Genomic DNA, 17,827 nt, shown 5'->3' on the forward strand with positions numbered 1-17,827 from the left:
GGCCTCCGATGCACACCTACGTCGTCGTGGACGCGTTCGCCCGCCGGCCGCTGTTCGGCAACCCCGTGGCCGTCTTCTTCGGCAGCGACGATCTGTCCCCCCGCACGATGCAGCGCATCGCGCGGGAGATGAACCTCTCGGAGACGACCTTCGTGCTCCGACCCCGGCACGGCGGTGACGCCCGGATCCGGATCTTCACCCCGGTCAACGAGCTGCCGTTCGCCGGCCACCCGCTGCTGGGCACGGCCATCGCCCTGGGCGCCCGCGGTGCGGGGGAGAGGCTGCGGCTGGAGACGGTCATGGGGGTCGTCCCGTTCGACCTCACACGGGAGCGGGGCACGGTGGTCGCCGCCCGGATGCGGCAACCGGTTCCCACCTGGCGCCCCTTCGAGCGGGCCGGGGAGCTGCTGACCGCGCTCGGCGTGGAGAAGTCCACACTGCCCGTGGAGATCTACCACAACGGGCCCCGGCACGTCTTCGTCGGCCTGGAGAGCGTCGCCGCGCTGTCCGCCCTCCGCCCCGACCACCGCGCCCTGGCCGGATTCGAGGACCTGGCCGCCAACTGCTTCGCCCCCGGCCCGGACGCGGAGGAGGGACACCCGGCGCCGGACGAGGAGGGCGCGAGCTGCTGGCGCACCCGGATGTTCTCGCCCGCCTACGGCGTCACCGAGGACGCCGCCACCGGGTCCGCTGCGGGCCCGCTGGCCGTCCATCTGGCCCGGCACGGCATGGCCCCGTACGGCCGGCCGATCCGGATCACCCAGGGCGTCGAGATGGGCCGCCCCTCGCTGATGCTCGCCCGGGCCGAGGGGACCGCGGAGTCCGCCGGTTCCCCCGAGTCGGTGGAAGTGGGCGGCGCCGGGGTGCTGGTGGCGGAGGGCTGCCTCCATGTATGACAGCGGCGCGGAGGCAGCCCGCCCCGATGACATCCGCGCGACGGCCGCGCGGCGGACACGGAAGCGGGACCGCATGGACACTGACAGGTCGGAGACCCTGACCGCGGGGATCGACGTCACCTTTGCCGAGTACCTCTCGCCGCCCGCCGAGCCGCTGGGACTCCTGCGCGGCTGGCTGGAGTCCGCGGAGGCGCGCGGCGTTCGCGAACCGCGCGCCCTCGCGCTGGCCACCGCCGACGCCCGGGGCCGCTCCTCGCTGCGGACCGTCGTCCTGAACCGGGTGACCGCCACCGGCATCGTCGTCGCCACCCACGACGGCAGCCGCAAGGGCCGCGAACTCCGGGCCAATCCCTGGGCCTCCGGCCTGCTGTACTGGCGTGAGACCGGTCAGCAGATCAGCCTGGCGGGCCCCGTCCGCAGGCTCCCCGACCCCGAGTGCGACGCGCTGTGGGCCGCCCGCCCGGTGTTCACCCACGCCATGACCGTTTCCTCCCGGCAGAGCGAGCCGCTCGGTGATCCGGCGGACGTGGCGCGGCTGCGGGCCCGTGCCGAGTCGGTCGGCGACCAGGGGCCCCAACCGCGCCCCGCCGCGTACGTCGGGTTCGAGATCGCCCCCGAGTCCGTCGAGTTCTGGGCCAACGGCACCCAGCGGCTGCACGAGAGGCTGCGCTACGACCGTACTGCGGACGGCTGGAGCGCGGTCCGGCTACAGCCGTGACGGCGCGGGGCCGTGCCGGGGACCGTGCGTGGTCCCCGGCGGCGTCCCGCGGGGACAGCCGGGGGGCGCGCCGCCCGGGGCGAGTCCGGAGGCGTACGCCAGCGGCCAGGGCGGCGGCAGCGGCCGCCACCCGTGCGCGACCGGCCGGGTGCCGGGGCAGTCGCCGTCGAACAGCACGCGCGTGGCGTCGGTCACCCGCACCCCCGCGAGGTTCACGCCCCGGCCGCCGGAGACCCTGGTGGTGGTGTAGCGCCAGCGCAGCCGCAGGCCCGCCGGGTACGGACCGGCCGGCAGTCGGGCGCGCACCCGCCGCCAGTGGCGCCCGTGGTACCCGGACCGTGCCGTACCCGGTACGGCGCGCCAGGTCCGGCCGCCGTCCGTGCTGTACTCCATGCCGAACCGGTCGGTTCGGTCGAGGTCCACGAAGGCGTCGTACCGGACGCGCAGCGGGCTGCGCCTGCCGTACGGCCGGTCCGCGTCGTCCTGCGGCCGGGTGGCCCGGTCCGCGGGAGGGAGCCGCAGCGGACCGGTCGTCAGAGTGGCGTCGGTCTCGGGGAAGCCGCTCCGGTCACCGGCCTCCCGGCCGCCGCGCCGCAGGCCGTCCGGGGGCCCGGCGAACCACGAGGGGCCGCCGCCCGGTGCCCGTACCGGAATCGACCGGGCCAGCGCCCTGGCGAGTGCCCGTCGCGCCGGGTTGGTCGACGGGCTCTCGTCGCGGGGGTGCACCCGGTTGGTGAGCAGAATCGCGAAGGAGCGCGAGAGGGGGTCGATCACCAGCGACGTGCCGGTGAATCCGGTGTGCCCCAGCGTCCGCGGCGAGGACAGGGCGCCCATGTACCACGTCTGGTCGAGTTCGAAGCCCAGGCCGTGGGCGTCCCCGGGGAAGCGACTCGTGTAGTTCCTGCCCAGCAGCGTGACGGCGGACGGGGCGAGGATCCGCCGACCCCGGTACGTCCCGCCGTTGAGCAGCGTCTGGGCGAGCACCGCCAGATCGTCGACGGTGGAGAAGATTCCGGCGTGTCCGGCCACGCCCCCCATGGCCCAGGCGTTGTCGTCGTGCACCGACCCGCGCAGCAGCCCCCGGGCCGGCCGGGTCTTGACCGAGGTGGCGGCGATCCGCGGCCGCCGGGCCGCGGGCGGGCGGTAGGCGGTGTCGTGCATGCGCAGCGGCCTGGTGATGCCCTGCCGCACGAGAGCGTCGAACGGCCGCCCGGTCACGCGTTCCAGAACCAGTTGCAGACTGATCATGTTGATGTCGGAGTACCGGTAGGCGGCGCCGGGCCGGGCGAACGGCCGGGTCCGCAGGATCGAGTGCCGGCGCGCCCGCTGTCCGCCGTCGACCCTCCACAGCGGTGGCCGGGGCTCGGCCGGCAGCCCGGAGGTGTGGGTGAGCAACTGCCGGAGGGTGATGCCGCCCTTTCCCCGAGCTGCGAACGCGGGCAGGTAGCGGGCCACGGGTGCGTCCAGCCGCAGCCGGCCGGCGTCGACCTGCTGCAGGGCGACGATCGAGGTGAACAGCTTCGTGAGGGACGCGACGTCGTAGACGGTGCCGGTGCGGGCCGGTACCCGCCGGCGCGGGGGCAGAAGCTCCCGCTGCGCGGTGTAGCGGACGGCGTCGCCGCTCGCGCGCCGGGCGACGACCGCGCCGTCGTGCGCCAGCAGCGCCGTGGCCCCCGGGAACAGATACTCCGCGCCGCTGGCGGGGTCGGTCCAGTCCGGCAGCCGGCGCAGGAAGGCGTCGACGGGTCCGGGATCGAGTCCCACCCGCGCGGGGGCCGCGCGCCGGAGCACGGTGCCGGCGGGCGCGAACCCCCGCGCAGGCCGGTCGAACCTCCTGGCGACGCCCGGCCCGGGAAGCGGCTCCGGCTTCCGGGCCGGGCTCGCGCCCGAGGGCGGTACGGCCACGAGCAGTCCGGCCAGTACGACGAGCACACTCGCCGGAAGGACGGCGTAGGCAGCAGCCCGCATGCAGCACCCCTCGGCCTCGCAGCTGTCAGAGACGGTTCCGCGCCGACGAACTTACGCGTGTCGCGCTCCCTCGCCGGGCACCGGCGGGCATCCCGGGTGTGGCCGCGCGCACTGATGGGCGGTCAGCCGCGGTGGCCCGGCCGGACGGACGGACGCGGAACCGACCGCGGACACTGCCTGGAAGCCAAGATCTTCATCAGTCTTCTAGGACGGGGCCGAGTCCGACGGTCCCGGGCCGGGCGGGGGACCGCTCCGCCGGGCCGACGACGGAGCCGAGACCGGGGCGGGGGCAGGCCGGAGCGGTGTGCCCGCCAGCGGGCACTCGTACGGGCAGGGCTCCGCCGGCCCGGGCGGGCGCTCCTCGGCGGCCCGCTCCGGCACGGACGGGGGAGCCAGGACGTCGCGCCGGATCGTCGCGAAGGCGAGGAGCCCGCCGGCCACCGCCAGGCCCGCCGTGATGAGCATGGCCGTCCGGAAGCCGGCCGCGAGAGCGCGCGGGTCCTGGAAGTCGCTGCCGCTGATCCCGGCGAGCACGGGCAGCGCGGCGACGGCCGCGAGCTGGGCGACGCGGGAGACGGCGTTGTTGACGCCCGACGCCACGCCCGAGTGTTCCGCGGGCGCCGCCGCCAGGGCGGTCGCGGTCACCGGTGCGACCGTGGTGGCCAGGCCCAGTCCGAAGACCAGCACGGCGGGCAGCACCGCAGCGGAGTAGCCGCCCACGCCGCCCTCGCCCACCTCGATCCGCAGCATCAGCAGCATGCCGGCCGCCAGCAGCATCGGCCCGACCGTCAGCGGGATGCGCGGGCCGACGCGCTGGGCCAGTGCACCGGCCCGCGAGGAGAGGGCGAGCATCAGCAGGGTCACCGGCAGGGACGCCGCGCCCGCGTACAGCGGTGTGTAGCCGAGGGAGGTCTGCAGGAAGACGACGAGCAGGAAGAAGACCCCGCCCAGCGCGGAGTACACCACGAAGGTGACGGCGTTCGCGCTGAGGAACTGGGGGGCTGTGAAGACGCCCGGGGGCAGCATGGGGCTGGGCGCACGGCGCTCGGTGCGTGCGAACCCGGCCAGGGCGGCGAGGCCGAGAACGAGAGCGGCGCCGGTGAGCCAGCCAGGCGACTCGCCGCGCGGCCCCTCGATCAGTGCGTAGGTGACTCCGCCCAGCCCCAGGACCGCCAGCCCCGCGCCGGATGCGTCCAGTCGTCCCGTCGCGGCGGGGTCGCGGCTCTCCGGGACCCGGCGGGCGGTGACCGCGATGACGACGAGCCCGATCGGGACGTTGATGAGAAAGATCCACCGCCAGGAGAAGGCGTCGATGAGGTAGCCGCCGACGATCGGGCCGAGCGCCGAGGCCACCCCGGTGAGCGCGGACCAGGCGCCGATCGCCGCGGGACGGTCGGCGGAGCGGTAGGTCGACTGGATGATGGCCAGACTGCCGGGGGTGAGCAGCGCGGCGCCGACGCCCTGCAACGCCCTGGCCAGGATGAGGATCCCGGCGGTCGGCGCCAGCGCGCACAGTACGGAGGGGATCATGAAGCAGACGACGCCGAGGGTGAACACCCGCCTGCGCCCGTAGCGGTCGGCGAGCGAGCCGCCGAGCAGGATGAGCGCGGCGAGCGTGAGCAGGTAACTGTCGAGCACCCACTGGAGATCCGACACACCGGCACCGATGTCCCGTCCGATCACGGGCAGCGCCACGTTGACGACGGTCGCGTCGAGGAAGCCCATGGCGGAGCCCAGGACGGTCGCCATGAGCACCCACCTGCCGGTGGCCGACCGGAAGCGGACGGTGCCGGGTGCGGTGTTCTGGTGCGCCTCCATGGTCCCTCTCCCGACTTCCGTACCCGCCTGCCCTCCCGGCGATCGTAAGGCGGGTGGCGTCGGTTCCCGGTCAGGCGCCCCGGTGGTGGCCGGCCGCGCCCGGGGCGCGCGGCCGGGGGCCGCGGACACCCGACCGCATGTTGTGGGCCCGTCACAGCAGGGCCGGTGAACGGTCACCGCTCCCGAGGCGCTCTTCCACCGCCCCGCGCGCTCGACCATGATGTGCGCGGACATCGACACGGACCGACGGGGGATGCGTATATGGACAGGCGGGGATTTCTCAGGGGCGCGGCCGTACTGCCGGCGGCCGGGGTGCTGGCCTCCGCGGCCGGCGGCGTCGCCGTGGCGCAGAGCGGAGCCCGGGCGCGCACCCGGCGGCGGGCCGGCCCGCAGGACTGGATGGCACCGCTGCCGGCCGCCACCCCGCTGCGCTCGCTGACCATCCCCGGCAGCCACGATTCGGGTGCGCGGTACGGCGGCGCCTGGGTGGAGTGCCAGGACACGCTGATAGGCGAGCAGTTGGCAGCCGGCATCCGGTTCCTGGACGTGCGCTGCCGGGCCATCGACGGGGTGTTCGCCATCCACCACGGCGCGTTCTACCAGCATCTGATGTTCGGTGACGTGCTCATCGCCTGCCGGGACTTCCTCGCCCGGCACCCCGGCGAGACGGTCCTGATGCGGGTGAAGCAGGAGTACTCGTCGGTGGGCGACGAGGAGTTCCGCCGGATCTTCGACGTGTACCTGGACGAGAAGGGCTGGCGCTCCCTCCTGCGGCTCGGCAGCACGCCGCCGACGCTGGGCGAGGCGCGCGGCAAGGTCGTGCTCCTCGCCGACAACGGCGGTCTGCCCGGCGTCCGCTGGGCCGACCCGGAGCTCTTCGACGTCCAGGACGACTACCAGGCCGAGCCGTTCGCCAAGTGGGACAGGATCACCGAGCAGTTCCGCCAGGCGGCGGACGAACCCGGCCCCTGGTACGTCAACTTCACGAGCACCGCCGCCGGGCTGCCGCCCGCCTGGAACGCGGACCGGCTCAACCCGCAGGTGCGGAAGTTCCTCGACGGTTCCGGAATGGCCGGGCGTACCGGCCTCGGCATCATTCCGATGGACTTTCCGCAGTCCGAGCCGGGGCTCCTCGAAGCCGTCCTCGCGCACAATCCGACGAGCTGAGTCCGCCCCCGCGGGGAGCGGCGGCCCCGCAGGCCGGCGCTCCCCGCGGACGGGGCCGCCGCACAGGTGCGGATCACTCCGGCGGCAGCTCCCCCGAGCGGGCCACCCGCGCGTACCAGGCGGCGCTGGACCTGGGGGTGCGGCGCTGCGTCGGGTAGTCGACGTGCACCAGTCCGAAGCGCTTGTCGTAGCCCCAGGCCCACTCGAAGTTGTCCAGCAGCGACCAGGTGAAGTAGCCCCGCACATCGGCGCCCTCCTCGACGGCCCGGTGCACGGCCTGCAGATGGCGCTGTAGGTAGCTGAGCCGCTCCGGGTCGTGGAACCGGCCCTCGGCGTCCGGCGCGTCGGGGTAGCAGGCCCCGTTCTCGGTCACGTACAGCGGTGTCCCGGGCGCCTCCCGGTGGAAGCGGAGCAGCAGTTCGGTCAGACCGCCGGGGTCGATGCTCCAGCCCATCGCCGTCCGGCTGCCCGGCGGTTGGTGGAAGGCGACCCGGTCGGCGCCCGGCCAGGGGGAGTGCGCGCTGCCGCCGTGCCCGTCGTTGCGCTCGGGTTCGGTGCCGGCCGGGGCGGCGGAGACGACGGTCGGCGTGTAGTAGTTCACGCAGATCCCGTCGAGCGGCTGGTGGGCGAGGGCCGGGTCGCCCTCTCGGACGAAGGACCAGTCGGTGAGCTGCGCCGTGTCCTCCAGCAGGTCCGTGTCGTACCTGCCGTGCAGCATCGGCCCGGTGAAGACCCGGGTGGCCAGCGCGTCGATGCGGCGGGCCGCGTCGCGGTCGGCCGGGGTGCCGGTGCGCGGGCGCACGGCCGCCGGGTTCAGGCTCACACTGATCTGGGCGGAGCCGGGGAGGGCCGCGCGCAGCGCCTGGACGGCGAGCCCGTGCCCGAGGTTGAGGTGGTGCGCCGCCCGCAGCGCCTCGACCGGGTCGGTGCGGCCGGGCGCGTGCACGCCGGACCCGTAGCCGAGGAACGCGCTGCACCACGGCTCGTTGAGCGTGGTCCACATCTCCACCCGGTCGCCGAGCGCCTCGGCGACCAGGCCCGCGTACTCCGCGAAGCGGTGGGCGGTCTCCCGTGCCGGCCAGCCGCCCTCGTCCTCCACCTCCTGCGGCAGATCCCAGTGGTAGAGGGTGAGCAGCGGGGTGATGCCCGCGCCGAGGAGTTCGTCGGCCAGCGCCCGGTAGAAGTCGAGCCCGCGCTGCGCCGCGGGTCCGCGCCCGGTGGGCTGGACCCGCGGCCAGGAGACGGAGAACCGGTAGGCGCCCAGGCCCAGTTCGGCCATCAGCGCCACGTCCTCCCGGTAGCGGTGGTAGTGGTCGCAGGCCACGTCCCCGGTGTCACCCCCGGCCACCCTGCCGGGGGTGTGTGAGTAGGTGTCCCAGATGGACGGGGTCCGTCCGCCCTCCCGTACGGCGCCTTCGATCTGGTACGCGGAGGTGGCGGCGCCCCACAGGAAGCCGCTCGGGAAGCGGAGCGGGGCGGTGGTGCCCGTCGCCGATTCGGCCTGTACGGAGGTCATAGGTGCGCTCCCGGGGTTGCGGGCACGGCTGTGCCCTGACTCGTGGTGGTGCGGGGTGGTTCGGGGTGGTGGAGCCGTGCGGGAGGCCGCCCCACACGGCCTCTCGCACGGCTCCGGTCCGTGCGGCCGGGTCCCACGGCCCGTCGCGCACGGTCTCGGGTCAGCCTTTGACGGCTCCCTGCATGACGCCGCCGACGATCTGCTTGCCGAACACGGTGAAGGCGAGCAGCAGCGGCAGCGTCCCCAGCAGGGCGCCGGCCATGATGACCGACTCGTCGGGGATGTATCCGCGCCCCAGGCCGGTCAGGGCGACCTGCACGGTGGGGTTGTCCTGGGTCAGCGCGATGATCGGCCAGAAGAACTCGTTCCAGGCCAGTACGAAGGTCAGCATCCCCAGGACGGCCATCGCGGGCCGGGCCACGGGGAAGACCACGTGCCAGACGACGCGCAGGCTGTGCGCACCGTCCACGCGCGCGGCCTCGATCAGCTCCGTCGGCAGCGCGTTGACCAGGTACTGGCGCATGAAGAAGACGCCGAAGGCGTTGACCATCATCGGCAGGATCACCGCCTGGAGCTGGTTGGTCCACTCCAGTTCGGCGATCGCCATGAACAGCGGCACCACGCTGAGCTGTGGCGGCACCATCATTGTGCCGATCACCGTCATCAGCAGCGCGTTCTTCGCGCGGAAGCGGAGCTTGGCGAAGGCGTATCCGGCCAGCGTGGCGAACACCACCGTGCTCAGGGCGATGCTGCCGGCCACGAAGGTGGTGTTCAGCAGTGCCTTGCCCATGTTCGCGTCCTGCCACGCCGTGGCCATGTTGCTGAACAGGTTGCCGCCGAACCAGAACGGCGGCGGCGTCTCGGCCAGCCGCTGATTGTTCCGGGAGGCGGCGATCGCCGTCCAGATCAGCGGGAAGAGCGAACCGGCGGTGAAGAGCAGCAGGATGGCGTAGGTCAGCCGTCCCGCGTGCAGGTGCCGTCCGGCACTGCCTGCCCTGCGGGGGGCCGCCCCGGTGCCCGCTCCGCGGGCGCGGCGCCGGGCCGTCGTCGGCAGCATGTCCATCCCTTCACTTGCCGGTGCTGTTGAGGCGTCGCGCGATCAGCCAGTTGACCAGGCCGATCACGATGAGGAGCAGGAACATCGTCCAGGCGATGGCGGAGGCCCGGCCGAGCTGGAAGTCGAACCAGCCCTGCTCGTAGAGGTAGAGCCCCAGCGTCTGGTACTGGTGCGAACCGCCGCCGGTCTGCGACCCGCCGAACAGCAGCGGTTCTCCGAACAGCTGGGTGGCGCCGATGGTGGAGACGACCACCGTGAACAGGATCGTCGGTCGCAGCGCGGGGATCGTGACGTGCAGGAACTGCTGCCAGCGATTGGCCCCGTCCAGCGCCGCGGACTCGTAGAGGTCGTCCGGGACTGCCTGCATGGCGGCCAGGTAGATCAGCGCGTTGTAGCCCGTCCAGCGCCACACGACGATGGAGGAGACGGCCAGTTGGGAGGTCCAGGTGCCGTTCTCCCAGTCGATGTGCTCGATGCCGAGCAGTCCGAGACCCCAGTTGATCATCCCGTAGTCGCGGCCGAAGAGCATCGTGAACACCAGCGTCGCGGCGGCCACCGAGGTGGCGTAGGGCGTGAGCATCGCGACGCGGAAGAAGGTCGACCCGCGCAGCCGGTAGTTGAGCAGATGGGCCAGCCCCAGGGCCATCAGGAGCTGCGGCACGGTGGACAGCACGCCGATGGTCAGGGTGTTGCGCAGCGCGTTCCAGAAGAAGTCGTCCTCCAGCAGCCTGGAGAAGTTGTGCAGCCCGACCCACTCCATCCGGGTCGGGTCGTGCAGCGAGACCTTGTGCAGCGAGGCCCAGCCCGTGTACAGCAGCGGGAAGAGGCCGAACGCCGCGAAGAACACGAAGAACGGCGCGACGAACGCGTAGGGGCTGAACCGGGCGTCCCACCGGTGGCGCCGCCGGCCGCGGCGCTCCGGGGAGCGCTCGCGGCCGCCGTCCGCCGGGACGGTGCGCCCGGCCTCCCGCACGCGGGGGAGCGGCTCAGTCCTCGACGACGTCATCGATCTTCTTCACCGCGGCGTCCCAGCCCTCTTGGGGCTTCTTGCCCTGCTGCTCCACCTGGAGGATGCCGATGTCGGAGATCGTCGTCTTGATCACCTGGTCCTTCGGCCCGAGCGGAGTGGTGGGGATGCCCTCGGCGGCCTCGGAGAAGATGCTCCCGATGGGCGCGTCGTCGAAGTACGGGTGCTTGGCGTCCTTGACCTCGGGCAGCGCGTAGGCCGCCTGCGAGCTGGGGAAGCTGGCCTGCTTCTCGAACAGCTTGGCCTGCTGCTCCGGTGCGGTCAGCCACTTGGCCAGCTCGACGGCCTCCTTCCGGTGCTTGCCGCCCTTGGGGACGGTCAGGAACGAGCCGCCCCAGTTCGCGGGCCTGGGCGCCGCGGCCACGTCCCACTTGCCCGCGCCCTTGTCCCCGGCTTTCTCCTTGATGTAGCCGAGCATCCAGGGCGGGCAGACCACACTGGCGAAGTCCCCGTTGGCGTAGCCCTGGTCCCACTCCTTGTCGAACTGCTTGAGCTTGCCGGTCATGTCGCCCTTGATCGCGCGCATGGCCAGGTCCCAGGACTCGCGGACGCCCTCGCTCTTCTTGTAGACCAGCTTGCCGTCGGCGCTGTAGTACTTGACCGGATAGCTGGAGACCGCGCCGTTGTAGAGGCCGGCTGCGCCGTCCATGAAGGCGGTGCCCTCGGGCGCGGACTTCATGTACGTCTCACCGGCGTCGACATACTTCGACCAGTCGCCCTGCCACAGCTTGCCCACCTCCTTGCGGTCGGTGGGCAGTCCTGCCTTCCCGAACAGGTCCTTGCGGTAGCAGACACCCATCGGGCCGATGTCCGTGCCGAGGCCCACGACCTGGCCGCTGTCGGCCTTGGCCTGGTTCCACTTCCAGTCGAGCCAGTCGGACTTGCGGATCCCCTCGACCTTCGCCATGTCGACGAGCTTGTCCGCGTGCAGCCCCGCGACCTCGTTGATGTTGTCGACCTCGACGGCCTGGATGTCGCTCAGTCCGCTGTTGGCCGTCAGGTGGTTGAGCAGGGCCGGGTAGTAGTCCTCGTTCCGTTCGGTGGAGTTCTCCTTGATCCGGATGTCCGGATGGAGCTTCTCGTACTCGTCGTAGAGGCCGGCCTGCTTGTAGCCGAAGACCCCGAACACCCCGACCGAGAGGGTGGTCCTGCCGTCCTCGCCGCCGGAGCCGCCGCTGTCCTGGGCGCACCCGGTCAGCGCGCCCGCCCCCAGTACGGCCGCCAGGCCGCAGGCGAGGGGCCCGCTGCGCAGCGGTCGCCCCGTGGTTCTCTTCCTGGTCGTACGCATGGCTGTGCCGTCCCTCCCGGACCTGCGAAAGCGGGAAGCGCTGAAATGGGAGCGCTCCCATCGATGCGTTGCAGCATGTGTGAGGAACGGAGCCGCGTCAAGAGATCTGACAAGGGAGCGCTCCCGGAGTCCGGGAGCAGGCGGATGTAGTTGAATGGGCCCGACACGTGGGGCCGGCCCCCATGGGTGGCGGCCTGTCGCACGGCGGCGCGGCGGCCGCCCGGCAGGTGGTGGACCGGGCACCCGCAGGGCCCGGGAACAAGGAGAGGATGCGTCCATGCCAGCAGCCCGCGCGGACGGCGCCGGGAAATCCGGGCCGACCCTGGAACAGGTCGCCGCGCGTGCGGGCGTGGGGCGGGGCACCGCCTCCCGGGTCATCAACGGCTCCCCCCGGGTCAGCGAACGCACCCGCAGCGCGGTCCAGGCCGCCGTGGCGGAACTGGGCTACGTCCCCAACCGCGCCGCGCGGGCACTGGCAGCCGGAAGCATGGACGCCATCGCGCTCGTCGTCCCGGAGCAGGAGAACCGCCTGTTCGCCGAGCCCTACTTCTCCGAGATCCTGCGCGGGGTCAGCGCCGAACTCGGCGACACGGACATGCAGCTCCTGCTCACCCTCATCCGCGACCAGCGCGGACGCGAGCGCTTCGCCCAGTACGCGGCGGCGCACCGGGTGGACGGCGTCCTGCTGGTCTCCGTGCACGGCGACGATCCGCTGCCCGACCTGCTGCGGGAGGTCGGCATGCCCGCGGTGCTCGGCGGCCGCCGCTCCCATGCCGAGCAGCTGCCCTACGTGGACTCCGACAACCTGCTCGGCGCCCAGCTCGCCGTCGAGCACCTGATCGGCCGCGGGCGGCGGAAGGTCGCCACCATCACCGGGCCGCCGGACATCTACGGGGCCCGCTGCCGGCTGGCGGGCTACCACGCGGCGCTCCGCGCGGCCGGACGGGAGGGCGCCCCGCCGCCGGACGCGGCGGACGGCGGCCCCCGCGCGGACGGCCCCCTGGTCGCGCAGGGCGACTTCACGGAGGAGGGCGGGCACCGTGCCATGCGGGAACTGCTGACCCGCGACCCGGAGGTGGACGCGGTCTTCTGCGCCTCGGACGTGATGGCCGCCGGAGCCCGGCTGGCGCTGCGCGAAGCCGGGCGGGACGTTCCCGAGGACGTGGCCCTGGTCGGGTTCGACGACTCGGCCGTGGCACGGCACATGGATCCGCCGCTGACCACCGTGCGGCAGCCCATCGAGGAGATGGGGCGGGCCATGGTCCGGATGCTGCTCGACCTGATGGCGCACGCCCAGCAGCACCCGCCGTGCTCCGCGCCCGGCGCCGAGCGGCAGCCCCACCTGGTGCTCCCCACCGAACTGGTCCGGCGCCGCTCCTCCTGAACCCGCCGCCGGGCCGCTGCCCCGGTCACCGCGCTCCGCCCGGTCACCGGGCCGGCACACGGTGTGGCGCGCCGGCGGCCCGCGCGGCGTCGTCCGGTTCCCCGAGTTGTGGGCCCGCCGGACCGGACCCACCATCGGTGGGGAACGCCGAACCCCGGCGAGGAGGTGGCGATGACAGAGCTGACGACGTCGCACAGCCGTGGCGCCTGGCCCCGGCTCCGGGTGGCGGACTGGACCGGGACGCGGGACACCCTCCACATGTGGACCCAGATCATCGGCAAGATCCGGCTGGCCCACGCGCCCCTGGTCAACCACTGGTGGCAGGTGACGCTCTACGTCACCCCGAGCGGGCTCACGACCTCCACGATTCCGCACGGCACCGGAGCGTTCGACATCGAATTCGACTTCGTCGACCACTCCCTGCGGATCCGCACCAGCGACGGAGCCGCCCGGCGGGTGCGGCTGGAGGCCAAACCGGTCGCGCAGTTCTACGAGGAGACGATGCGGGCCCTGCACGAGGTGGGCGTCCGCACGCCGATCCAGCCCCGGCCCAATGAGGTGGAGCAGGCGATCCCGTTCCCCGAGGACACCGTGCACGCCTCCTACGACCCGGAGGCCGCCCAGCTCTTCTGGCGCCAGCTCCTGCAGGCGCAGCGCGTCCTGGGGCAGTTCCGCTCCCGCTTCGTGGGCAAGGTCAGCCCCGTGCACTTCTTCTGGGGTGCCATGGATCTGGCCTGCACCCGGTTCTCGGGCCGCTCGGCCCCGCCCCACCCCGGCGGCGCGCCGCACTGCGGGGACTGGGTGATGCTGGAGGGCTACTCCAGGGAGTTGAGCAGCTGCGGCTTCTGGCCGGGCGGCGGTGCGGAAGGGGCGTTCTACGCCTACGCCTACCCGGAGCCGGACGGCTTCCGGGAACATCCGGTGCTTCCCGGCGATGCCTTCTACAGCGAGCAGAACGGCCAGTTCCTGCTCCCGTACGAGGCGGTCCGCACCGACCCCGAGCCCGACCGGGTGCTGACCGACTTCCTGCAGACCACCTACGAGGCGGCGGCCGTGCACGGCGACTGGAACCGCGCCGAACTCGAGGACGATCCGCACCGCTGGGACGTGCAGGAGCGGTCGTTGTCCGTGGAGGGGCGGTCCGGCTGACCGCCGTCCGCTTCGCAGCTCCCGTCCGGCGCGGAGGAACCGCCAGGTGCCCCCGCGCCGGACGGGTTCCATCCGCGCCGCGCGCCCGCCTGTCCCGGCGGCTCTCCGCCCGGCTCCGCGGCACCCCGCTTGGGTGCGGGCCGCGTCCGGTGCGGACTGCGGGCGCGGGCCGGGTCACTGCGGGCAGTCGCAGCCACCCCCACAACCCCGGCCGGGGCGTATTCGGTTCAGGCCGCTGCGGCAGCAGGGTCCGGGCAGCACGTAGGACAGGTGCGGGGCCTCAGCCGGTGAGCGGGGGCTCCCCGCCGGAGTCCGCGTCGGACGACTGCTGCGCGTCGGTTCCGTGGAACTCCGGGTCGATGGCGTTGGCCGCGCCGAGCGCGGTGAGGATCCAGGCGTCTTCCCGCGTCCGGAGCCGTGCCGCCTCTCGGTGCGCCAGTGCGGCCTCCAGCTCGTCCAGCGCGGTGTCCAGCCTGGCGCTGTCCTTGCCTACCGACGCGTCGCGCACGCGCTGCCGAGCTTCCTGCACACCCGCGTCGGCGTCCGCGTAGAGGGTGTCGAGCTCGGATTGTTTCGGGTCAGACATATGTCCAGCGTACGCGCCGCCGTTCGGGTCCGACGCGCGGCCACGCCTCACGCCGCCCGCACCGCCGCACTTCGCCCGATCGCGCCGTCGCGCCGGGGATGCCGACCTGCGGCACCGTCCTCGGGGCGGGGGCCTCCGGCCGGACGACGGAACTTCCGCGGCCACGGCCGGCCGGGCCCGCCGGGCTGCCACCCGGCGCCGGGTACCAGCGGTCGGCGTCGGAACTCCTGGGCCCCGACGCCGGTGTGCGGGAGCGGACGCTCAGGCCGCTTGCGGCGTCCTCTCGTCCTTGAGCATCCTGCGCACCTCTTCGCGCAGTTCCGGGGTGTCGGTGTGGCCGTGGACGGAGGCCGCGTGCTCGGCCGCTGCCCGGACCACCTCGTCCTCCTCACCGGCGATGGTGAGGGTGCAGTTCGATTCGCTCGGGTAATCCCTGCAGTCCGCAACCTTGCGCATCACAGGCACCTTCCTTCGAGCCGGGTGCCGGATACCTCTCGTCTCCAGGGTCGCGCGGCGGACCGGGGCAGGCAAACCCCTGCGGCACCGAGCGGGGGCGGTGGTGCGTCACGGCTGCGGAGTGCGGGACACGTAGACGGTGTTGGCCGAGGTGCCGCCCAGCACCGGATTGTCGAACCGGACGGTGTGTGCCTCGGCGTCCTGGAAGACCTCGCCCAGGGCGGAGAGGAAGCGCTCGTCCGGCGGGTCGTCGGACCACAGCGCGAACACTCCGCCGGGGTGCAGGTGGCGGGCCAGCCGGCGCAGTCCGGCGGGCTCGTACAGCGCCGCGTTGCCCGGCCGCAGGACATGCCGCGGGGAGTGGTCGATGTCCAGCAGGACGGCGTGGAAGCGCCGGTGCGCGGAGTCGGGGTCGAATCCCTGCGGGCTCTCCGCGAGCGCGAAGAAGTCGCCGTGCACCAGGCGGCACCGGGTGTCCGGGGCCAGCCGGGCGCCCGCAGGTACCAGTTCCCGCTCGTGCCACCCGATCACCGCCTCGAGCGCCTCGACCACCAGGAGTGAGCGCACCCGCGGGTCCTGGGACGCGGCATCGGCCGTCCAGCCCAGGCCGAGTCCGCCCACGACGACGTCCAGTTCGTGCCCGGGCACCGCGGCGAGGCCGAGCCGGGCGAGTGCGACCTCTCCCTCGGTGAAGAGACTGGACATGAGGAAGTCGTCATCGAGCTTGACCTCGTACACGTCCGCCCCGGAGGACGGGTCGCGGCGCCGCCGCAGACTGATCTCCCCCAGGTCCGTCGGCTGCCAGTCGAGCTCTTCGAATCGCGCGCTCATCGGGCCAATCTATCCCCGCGCGGAGAGCGGATCGAGATCATCCGGCGCACTGGGATAGAGTGTACGGGCGCGCGGAACGCCGCCGCCGAGCTCCGAGACCGCCCACGCAGGCCGTGGCCGGTGAGGGCGAGCAGGACTTCCGGGCCGCCGACCGGCGGGCCCGATCGACCGGTGACGGTGCGGGAAGCCGTCTCCGTCGCCGCCGAAATACCTTCCGAACCGCCTCCGGTGCAGCAGGCCCGAGCTTCGGCGCTCAGCCCTGCCGGAGGCGCTGTGCTGTGCGGAACGTGCGCGGTGCAGCAGGCCGCGCGGGACCGCGCGGAGACGGGCTCGACCGGCACGGGGCCTCCCGGCGTGCGCCCTTCCCGCATCGGAGTCGACCACGCACGTACGACGCGTACGGCCCGGCCGTACGCCTGAACGGAAACGGATGCATGTCCGCTGAAACTCCCATGGCCACCGGCCCGCGCCCGTCCCTGCCGCGGATCCGCCGGCCCGACTTCCTCGAATCGCAGAAGGTGCTGCGTACCGAGGTACTGGCCGGACTGGTCGTCGCGCTGGCGCTGATCCCGGAGGCGATCTCCTTCTCGATCATCGCCGGGGTCGATCCCAGCGTCGGCCTCTACGCGGCCTGCACGATGGCCGTCGTCATCAGCTTCGTCGGCGGCCGCAAGGCGATGATCTCCGCGGCCACCGGCGCGGTGGCGCTCGTGGTCGCCCCGCTCAACCAGCAGTACGGGCTGGGCTATCTCGTCGCGGCCGTCATCGTGGGCGGGGTCTTCCAGGTGGTCCTTGGCTCACTCGGGGTCGCGAAGCTGATGCGCTTCGTGCCGCGGAGCGTCATGGTCGGGTTCGTCAACGCGCTGGCCGTCATGATCTTCATGGCGCAGGTGCCGGAGATGACCGGGGTGCCTTGGACGGTCTACCCGCTGATCGCCGCCGGTCTGGCCATGATGGTGCTCTTCCCGAAGATCACCAAGGTGGTTCCGGCCCCGCTGGTCGCGATCATCATTCTCACGGTCGTGACCCTCGCCGCCGGGATCGCCGTGCCCACGGTCGGGGACAAGGGGGAGCTGCCCTCCGAGCTGCCCGTGCCCGGTCTGCCCGATGTGCCCCTCACCCTGCACACGCTCACCGTCATCGCGCCGTACGCGCTGGCACTGGCGCTGGTGGGGCTGATGGAGTCGCTGATGACGGCCAAGCTGGTGGACGACATCACCGACACCCACTCCAACAAGTCCCGCGAGTCGGTGGGTCAGGGCGTCGCCAACATCGTCACGGGCCTCTTCGGCGGGATGGGCGGCTGCGCCATGATCGGCCAGACGATGATCAACGTGAAGGCGTCGGGGGCCCGGACCCGGCTGTCCACCTTCCTGGCCGGAGCCTTCCTGCTGGTCCTGTGCCTGGTCTTCGGGCCGATCGTCTCGGACATCCCGATGGCCGCACTGGTGGCGGTGATGGTCCTGGTCGCGGTCGGCACCTTCGACTGGCACTCCGTGCTGCCCCGGACGCTCAAGCGGATGCCGGTCGCGGAGACCGTGGTCATGGCGGTGACCGTGATCGTGGTGATCGCCACCCACAATCTGGCCATCGGCGTGGTGGTCGGCTCGGTCGTGGCCATGATCGCCTTCGCGCGGCGGGTCGCCCACCTGGTCAACGTCTCCGGTGTGACGGACCCCGACGGGACGCAGGCGGTGTACTCGGTCACCGGAGAGCTCTTCTTCGCCTCCTCCAACGACCTCGTCTACCAGTTCGACTACAAGAACGATCCCGACGACATCGTCATCGACCTCTCCGGCGCGCACATCTGGGACGCCTCCTCCGTCGCCGCACTGGACGGGATACAGACCAAGTACGCCGGCTACGGCAAGAAGGTCACCATCACCGGACTGAACGAGCACAGCGCCGACATGCACGAGCGCCTCGCCGGGCAGCTGACCGAGGCCCACTGAACCGCGCCGGGCGC

At 72.8% G+C, this 17,827-nt stretch carries 15 protein-coding genes; 6 read left to right on the forward strand and 9 right to left on the reverse strand.

The annotated features are described in order from the left end of the window. Positions 1–8: 8 nt before the first annotated feature. Positions 9–896 (forward strand): PhzF family phenazine biosynthesis protein, encoded by an 888-nt coding sequence (locus ACFYMO_RS04945; RefSeq protein WP_366770055.1) that lies wholly within the window; start codon positions 9–11, stop codon positions 894–896. Between the two features lie 73 nt (positions 897–969). Beyond that, positions 970–1,614: a phenazine biosynthesis FMN-dependent oxidase PhzG gene (phzG, locus tag ACFYMO_RS04950; RefSeq protein ID WP_366770054.1), complete on the forward strand. Its 645-nt coding sequence runs from the start codon at positions 970–972 to the stop codon at positions 1,612–1,614. Here the strand turns inward: phzG and ACFYMO_RS04955 are convergent. Together ACFYMO_RS04955 and ACFYMO_RS04960 are read right to left on the reverse strand one after the other, a co-directional pair. Further along, the gene (locus tag ACFYMO_RS04955; RefSeq protein ID WP_366770053.1) at positions 1,603–3,582 is read right to left on the reverse strand and encodes a serine hydrolase; all 1,980 of its coding nucleotides are present in this window, start codon (positions 3,580–3,582) and stop codon (positions 1,603–1,605) included. The two genes, phzG and ACFYMO_RS04955, sit on opposite strands and share 12 nt — an antisense overlap. 204 nt (positions 3,583–3,786) lie before the next feature. After that, positions 3,787–5,400 carry an MFS transporter gene (locus tag ACFYMO_RS04960; protein WP_366770052.1) on the reverse strand — a complete coding sequence of 538 codons (1,614 nt, stop codon included), beginning with the start codon at positions 5,398–5,400 and terminating at the stop codon, positions 3,787–3,789. Positions 5,401–5,661: 261 nt separating this feature from the next. Between ACFYMO_RS04960 and ACFYMO_RS04965 the strand changes: the two genes are divergently transcribed. Beyond that, positions 5,662–6,567 (forward strand): phosphatidylinositol-specific phospholipase C, encoded by a 906-nt coding sequence (locus ACFYMO_RS04965; protein WP_366770051.1) that lies wholly within the window; start codon positions 5,662–5,664, stop codon positions 6,565–6,567. Positions 6,568–6,640: 73 nt separating this feature from the next. Here ACFYMO_RS04965 and ACFYMO_RS04970 read toward each other — a convergent pair whose 3' ends face one another. From ACFYMO_RS04970 to ACFYMO_RS04985, 4 genes are all read right to left on the reverse strand, one after another. Next, the gene (locus ACFYMO_RS04970; protein WP_388544280.1) at positions 6,641–8,083 is read right to left on the reverse strand and encodes a GH1 family beta-glucosidase; all 1,443 of its coding nucleotides are present in this window, start codon (positions 8,081–8,083) and stop codon (positions 6,641–6,643) included. Between the two features lie 160 nt (positions 8,084–8,243). Beyond that, positions 8,244–9,140: a carbohydrate ABC transporter permease gene (locus tag ACFYMO_RS04975; RefSeq protein WP_037707245.1), complete on the reverse strand. Its 897-nt coding sequence runs from the start codon at positions 9,138–9,140 to the stop codon at positions 8,244–8,246. 10 nt (positions 9,141–9,150) lie between these two features. Beyond that, positions 9,151–10,146, reverse strand: a complete 996-nt coding sequence (locus ACFYMO_RS04980) for a sugar ABC transporter permease (protein ID WP_366770049.1) — start codon at positions 10,144–10,146, stop codon at positions 9,151–9,153. Beyond that, the gene (locus tag ACFYMO_RS04985) at positions 10,127–11,455 is read right to left on the reverse strand and encodes an extracellular solute-binding protein (RefSeq protein ID WP_366770048.1); all 1,329 of its coding nucleotides are present in this window, start codon (positions 11,453–11,455) and stop codon (positions 10,127–10,129) included. The genes ACFYMO_RS04980 and ACFYMO_RS04985 overlap by 20 nt, the downstream gene beginning before the upstream one ends. 277 nt (positions 11,456–11,732) lie before the next feature. Here ACFYMO_RS04985 and ACFYMO_RS04990 point away from each other — a divergent pair, with 277 nt between their 5' ends. Both ACFYMO_RS04990 and ACFYMO_RS04995 read left to right on the forward strand, forming a co-directional pair. Beyond that, positions 11,733–12,839, forward strand: a complete 1,107-nt coding sequence (locus ACFYMO_RS04990) for a LacI family DNA-binding transcriptional regulator (RefSeq protein ID WP_366770047.1) — start codon at positions 11,733–11,735, stop codon at positions 12,837–12,839. A 171-nt stretch (positions 12,840–13,010) separates the two neighbouring features. Continuing rightward, positions 13,011–13,988, forward strand: coding sequence for a DUF5996 family protein (locus ACFYMO_RS04995; RefSeq protein ID WP_366770046.1), 978 nt, complete (start codon positions 13,011–13,013; stop codon positions 13,986–13,988). Between the two features lie 280 nt (positions 13,989–14,268). On the opposite strand, the gene ACFYMO_RS05000 is transcribed toward ACFYMO_RS04995, so the two are convergent. The 3 genes from ACFYMO_RS05000 to ACFYMO_RS05010 all read right to left on the reverse strand — a co-directional run bounded on the left by ACFYMO_RS05000 (position 14,269) and on the right by ACFYMO_RS05010 (position 15,861). Next, entirely contained in the window at positions 14,269–14,574 is a 306-nt protein-coding gene (locus ACFYMO_RS05000) for a hypothetical protein (RefSeq protein ID WP_366770045.1), read from the reverse strand. Positions 14,575–14,835: 261 nt separating this feature from the next. Then, positions 14,836–15,030 carry a DUF1059 domain-containing protein gene (locus ACFYMO_RS05005; protein ID WP_366770044.1) on the reverse strand — a complete coding sequence of 65 codons (195 nt, stop codon included), beginning with the start codon at positions 15,028–15,030 and terminating at the stop codon, positions 14,836–14,838. Positions 15,031–15,138: 108 nt separating this feature from the next. After that, a complete protein-coding gene (locus ACFYMO_RS05010; RefSeq protein WP_366770043.1) occupies positions 15,139–15,861 on the reverse strand; it encodes a spermidine synthase in 723 nt (240 codons plus the stop codon). Between the two features lie 452 nt (positions 15,862–16,313). On the opposite strand from ACFYMO_RS05010, the gene ACFYMO_RS05015 reads away from it, so the two are divergent. Then, positions 16,314–17,813 (forward strand): SulP family inorganic anion transporter, encoded by a 1,500-nt coding sequence (locus ACFYMO_RS05015; RefSeq protein ID WP_388544632.1) that lies wholly within the window; start codon positions 16,314–16,316, stop codon positions 17,811–17,813. Positions 17,814–17,827: the final 14 nt, after the last annotated feature.

This window comes from Streptomyces sp. NPDC007025, from assembly GCF_042869455.1.
Lineage (GTDB): Bacteria > Actinomycetota > Actinomycetes > Streptomycetales > Streptomycetaceae > Streptomyces.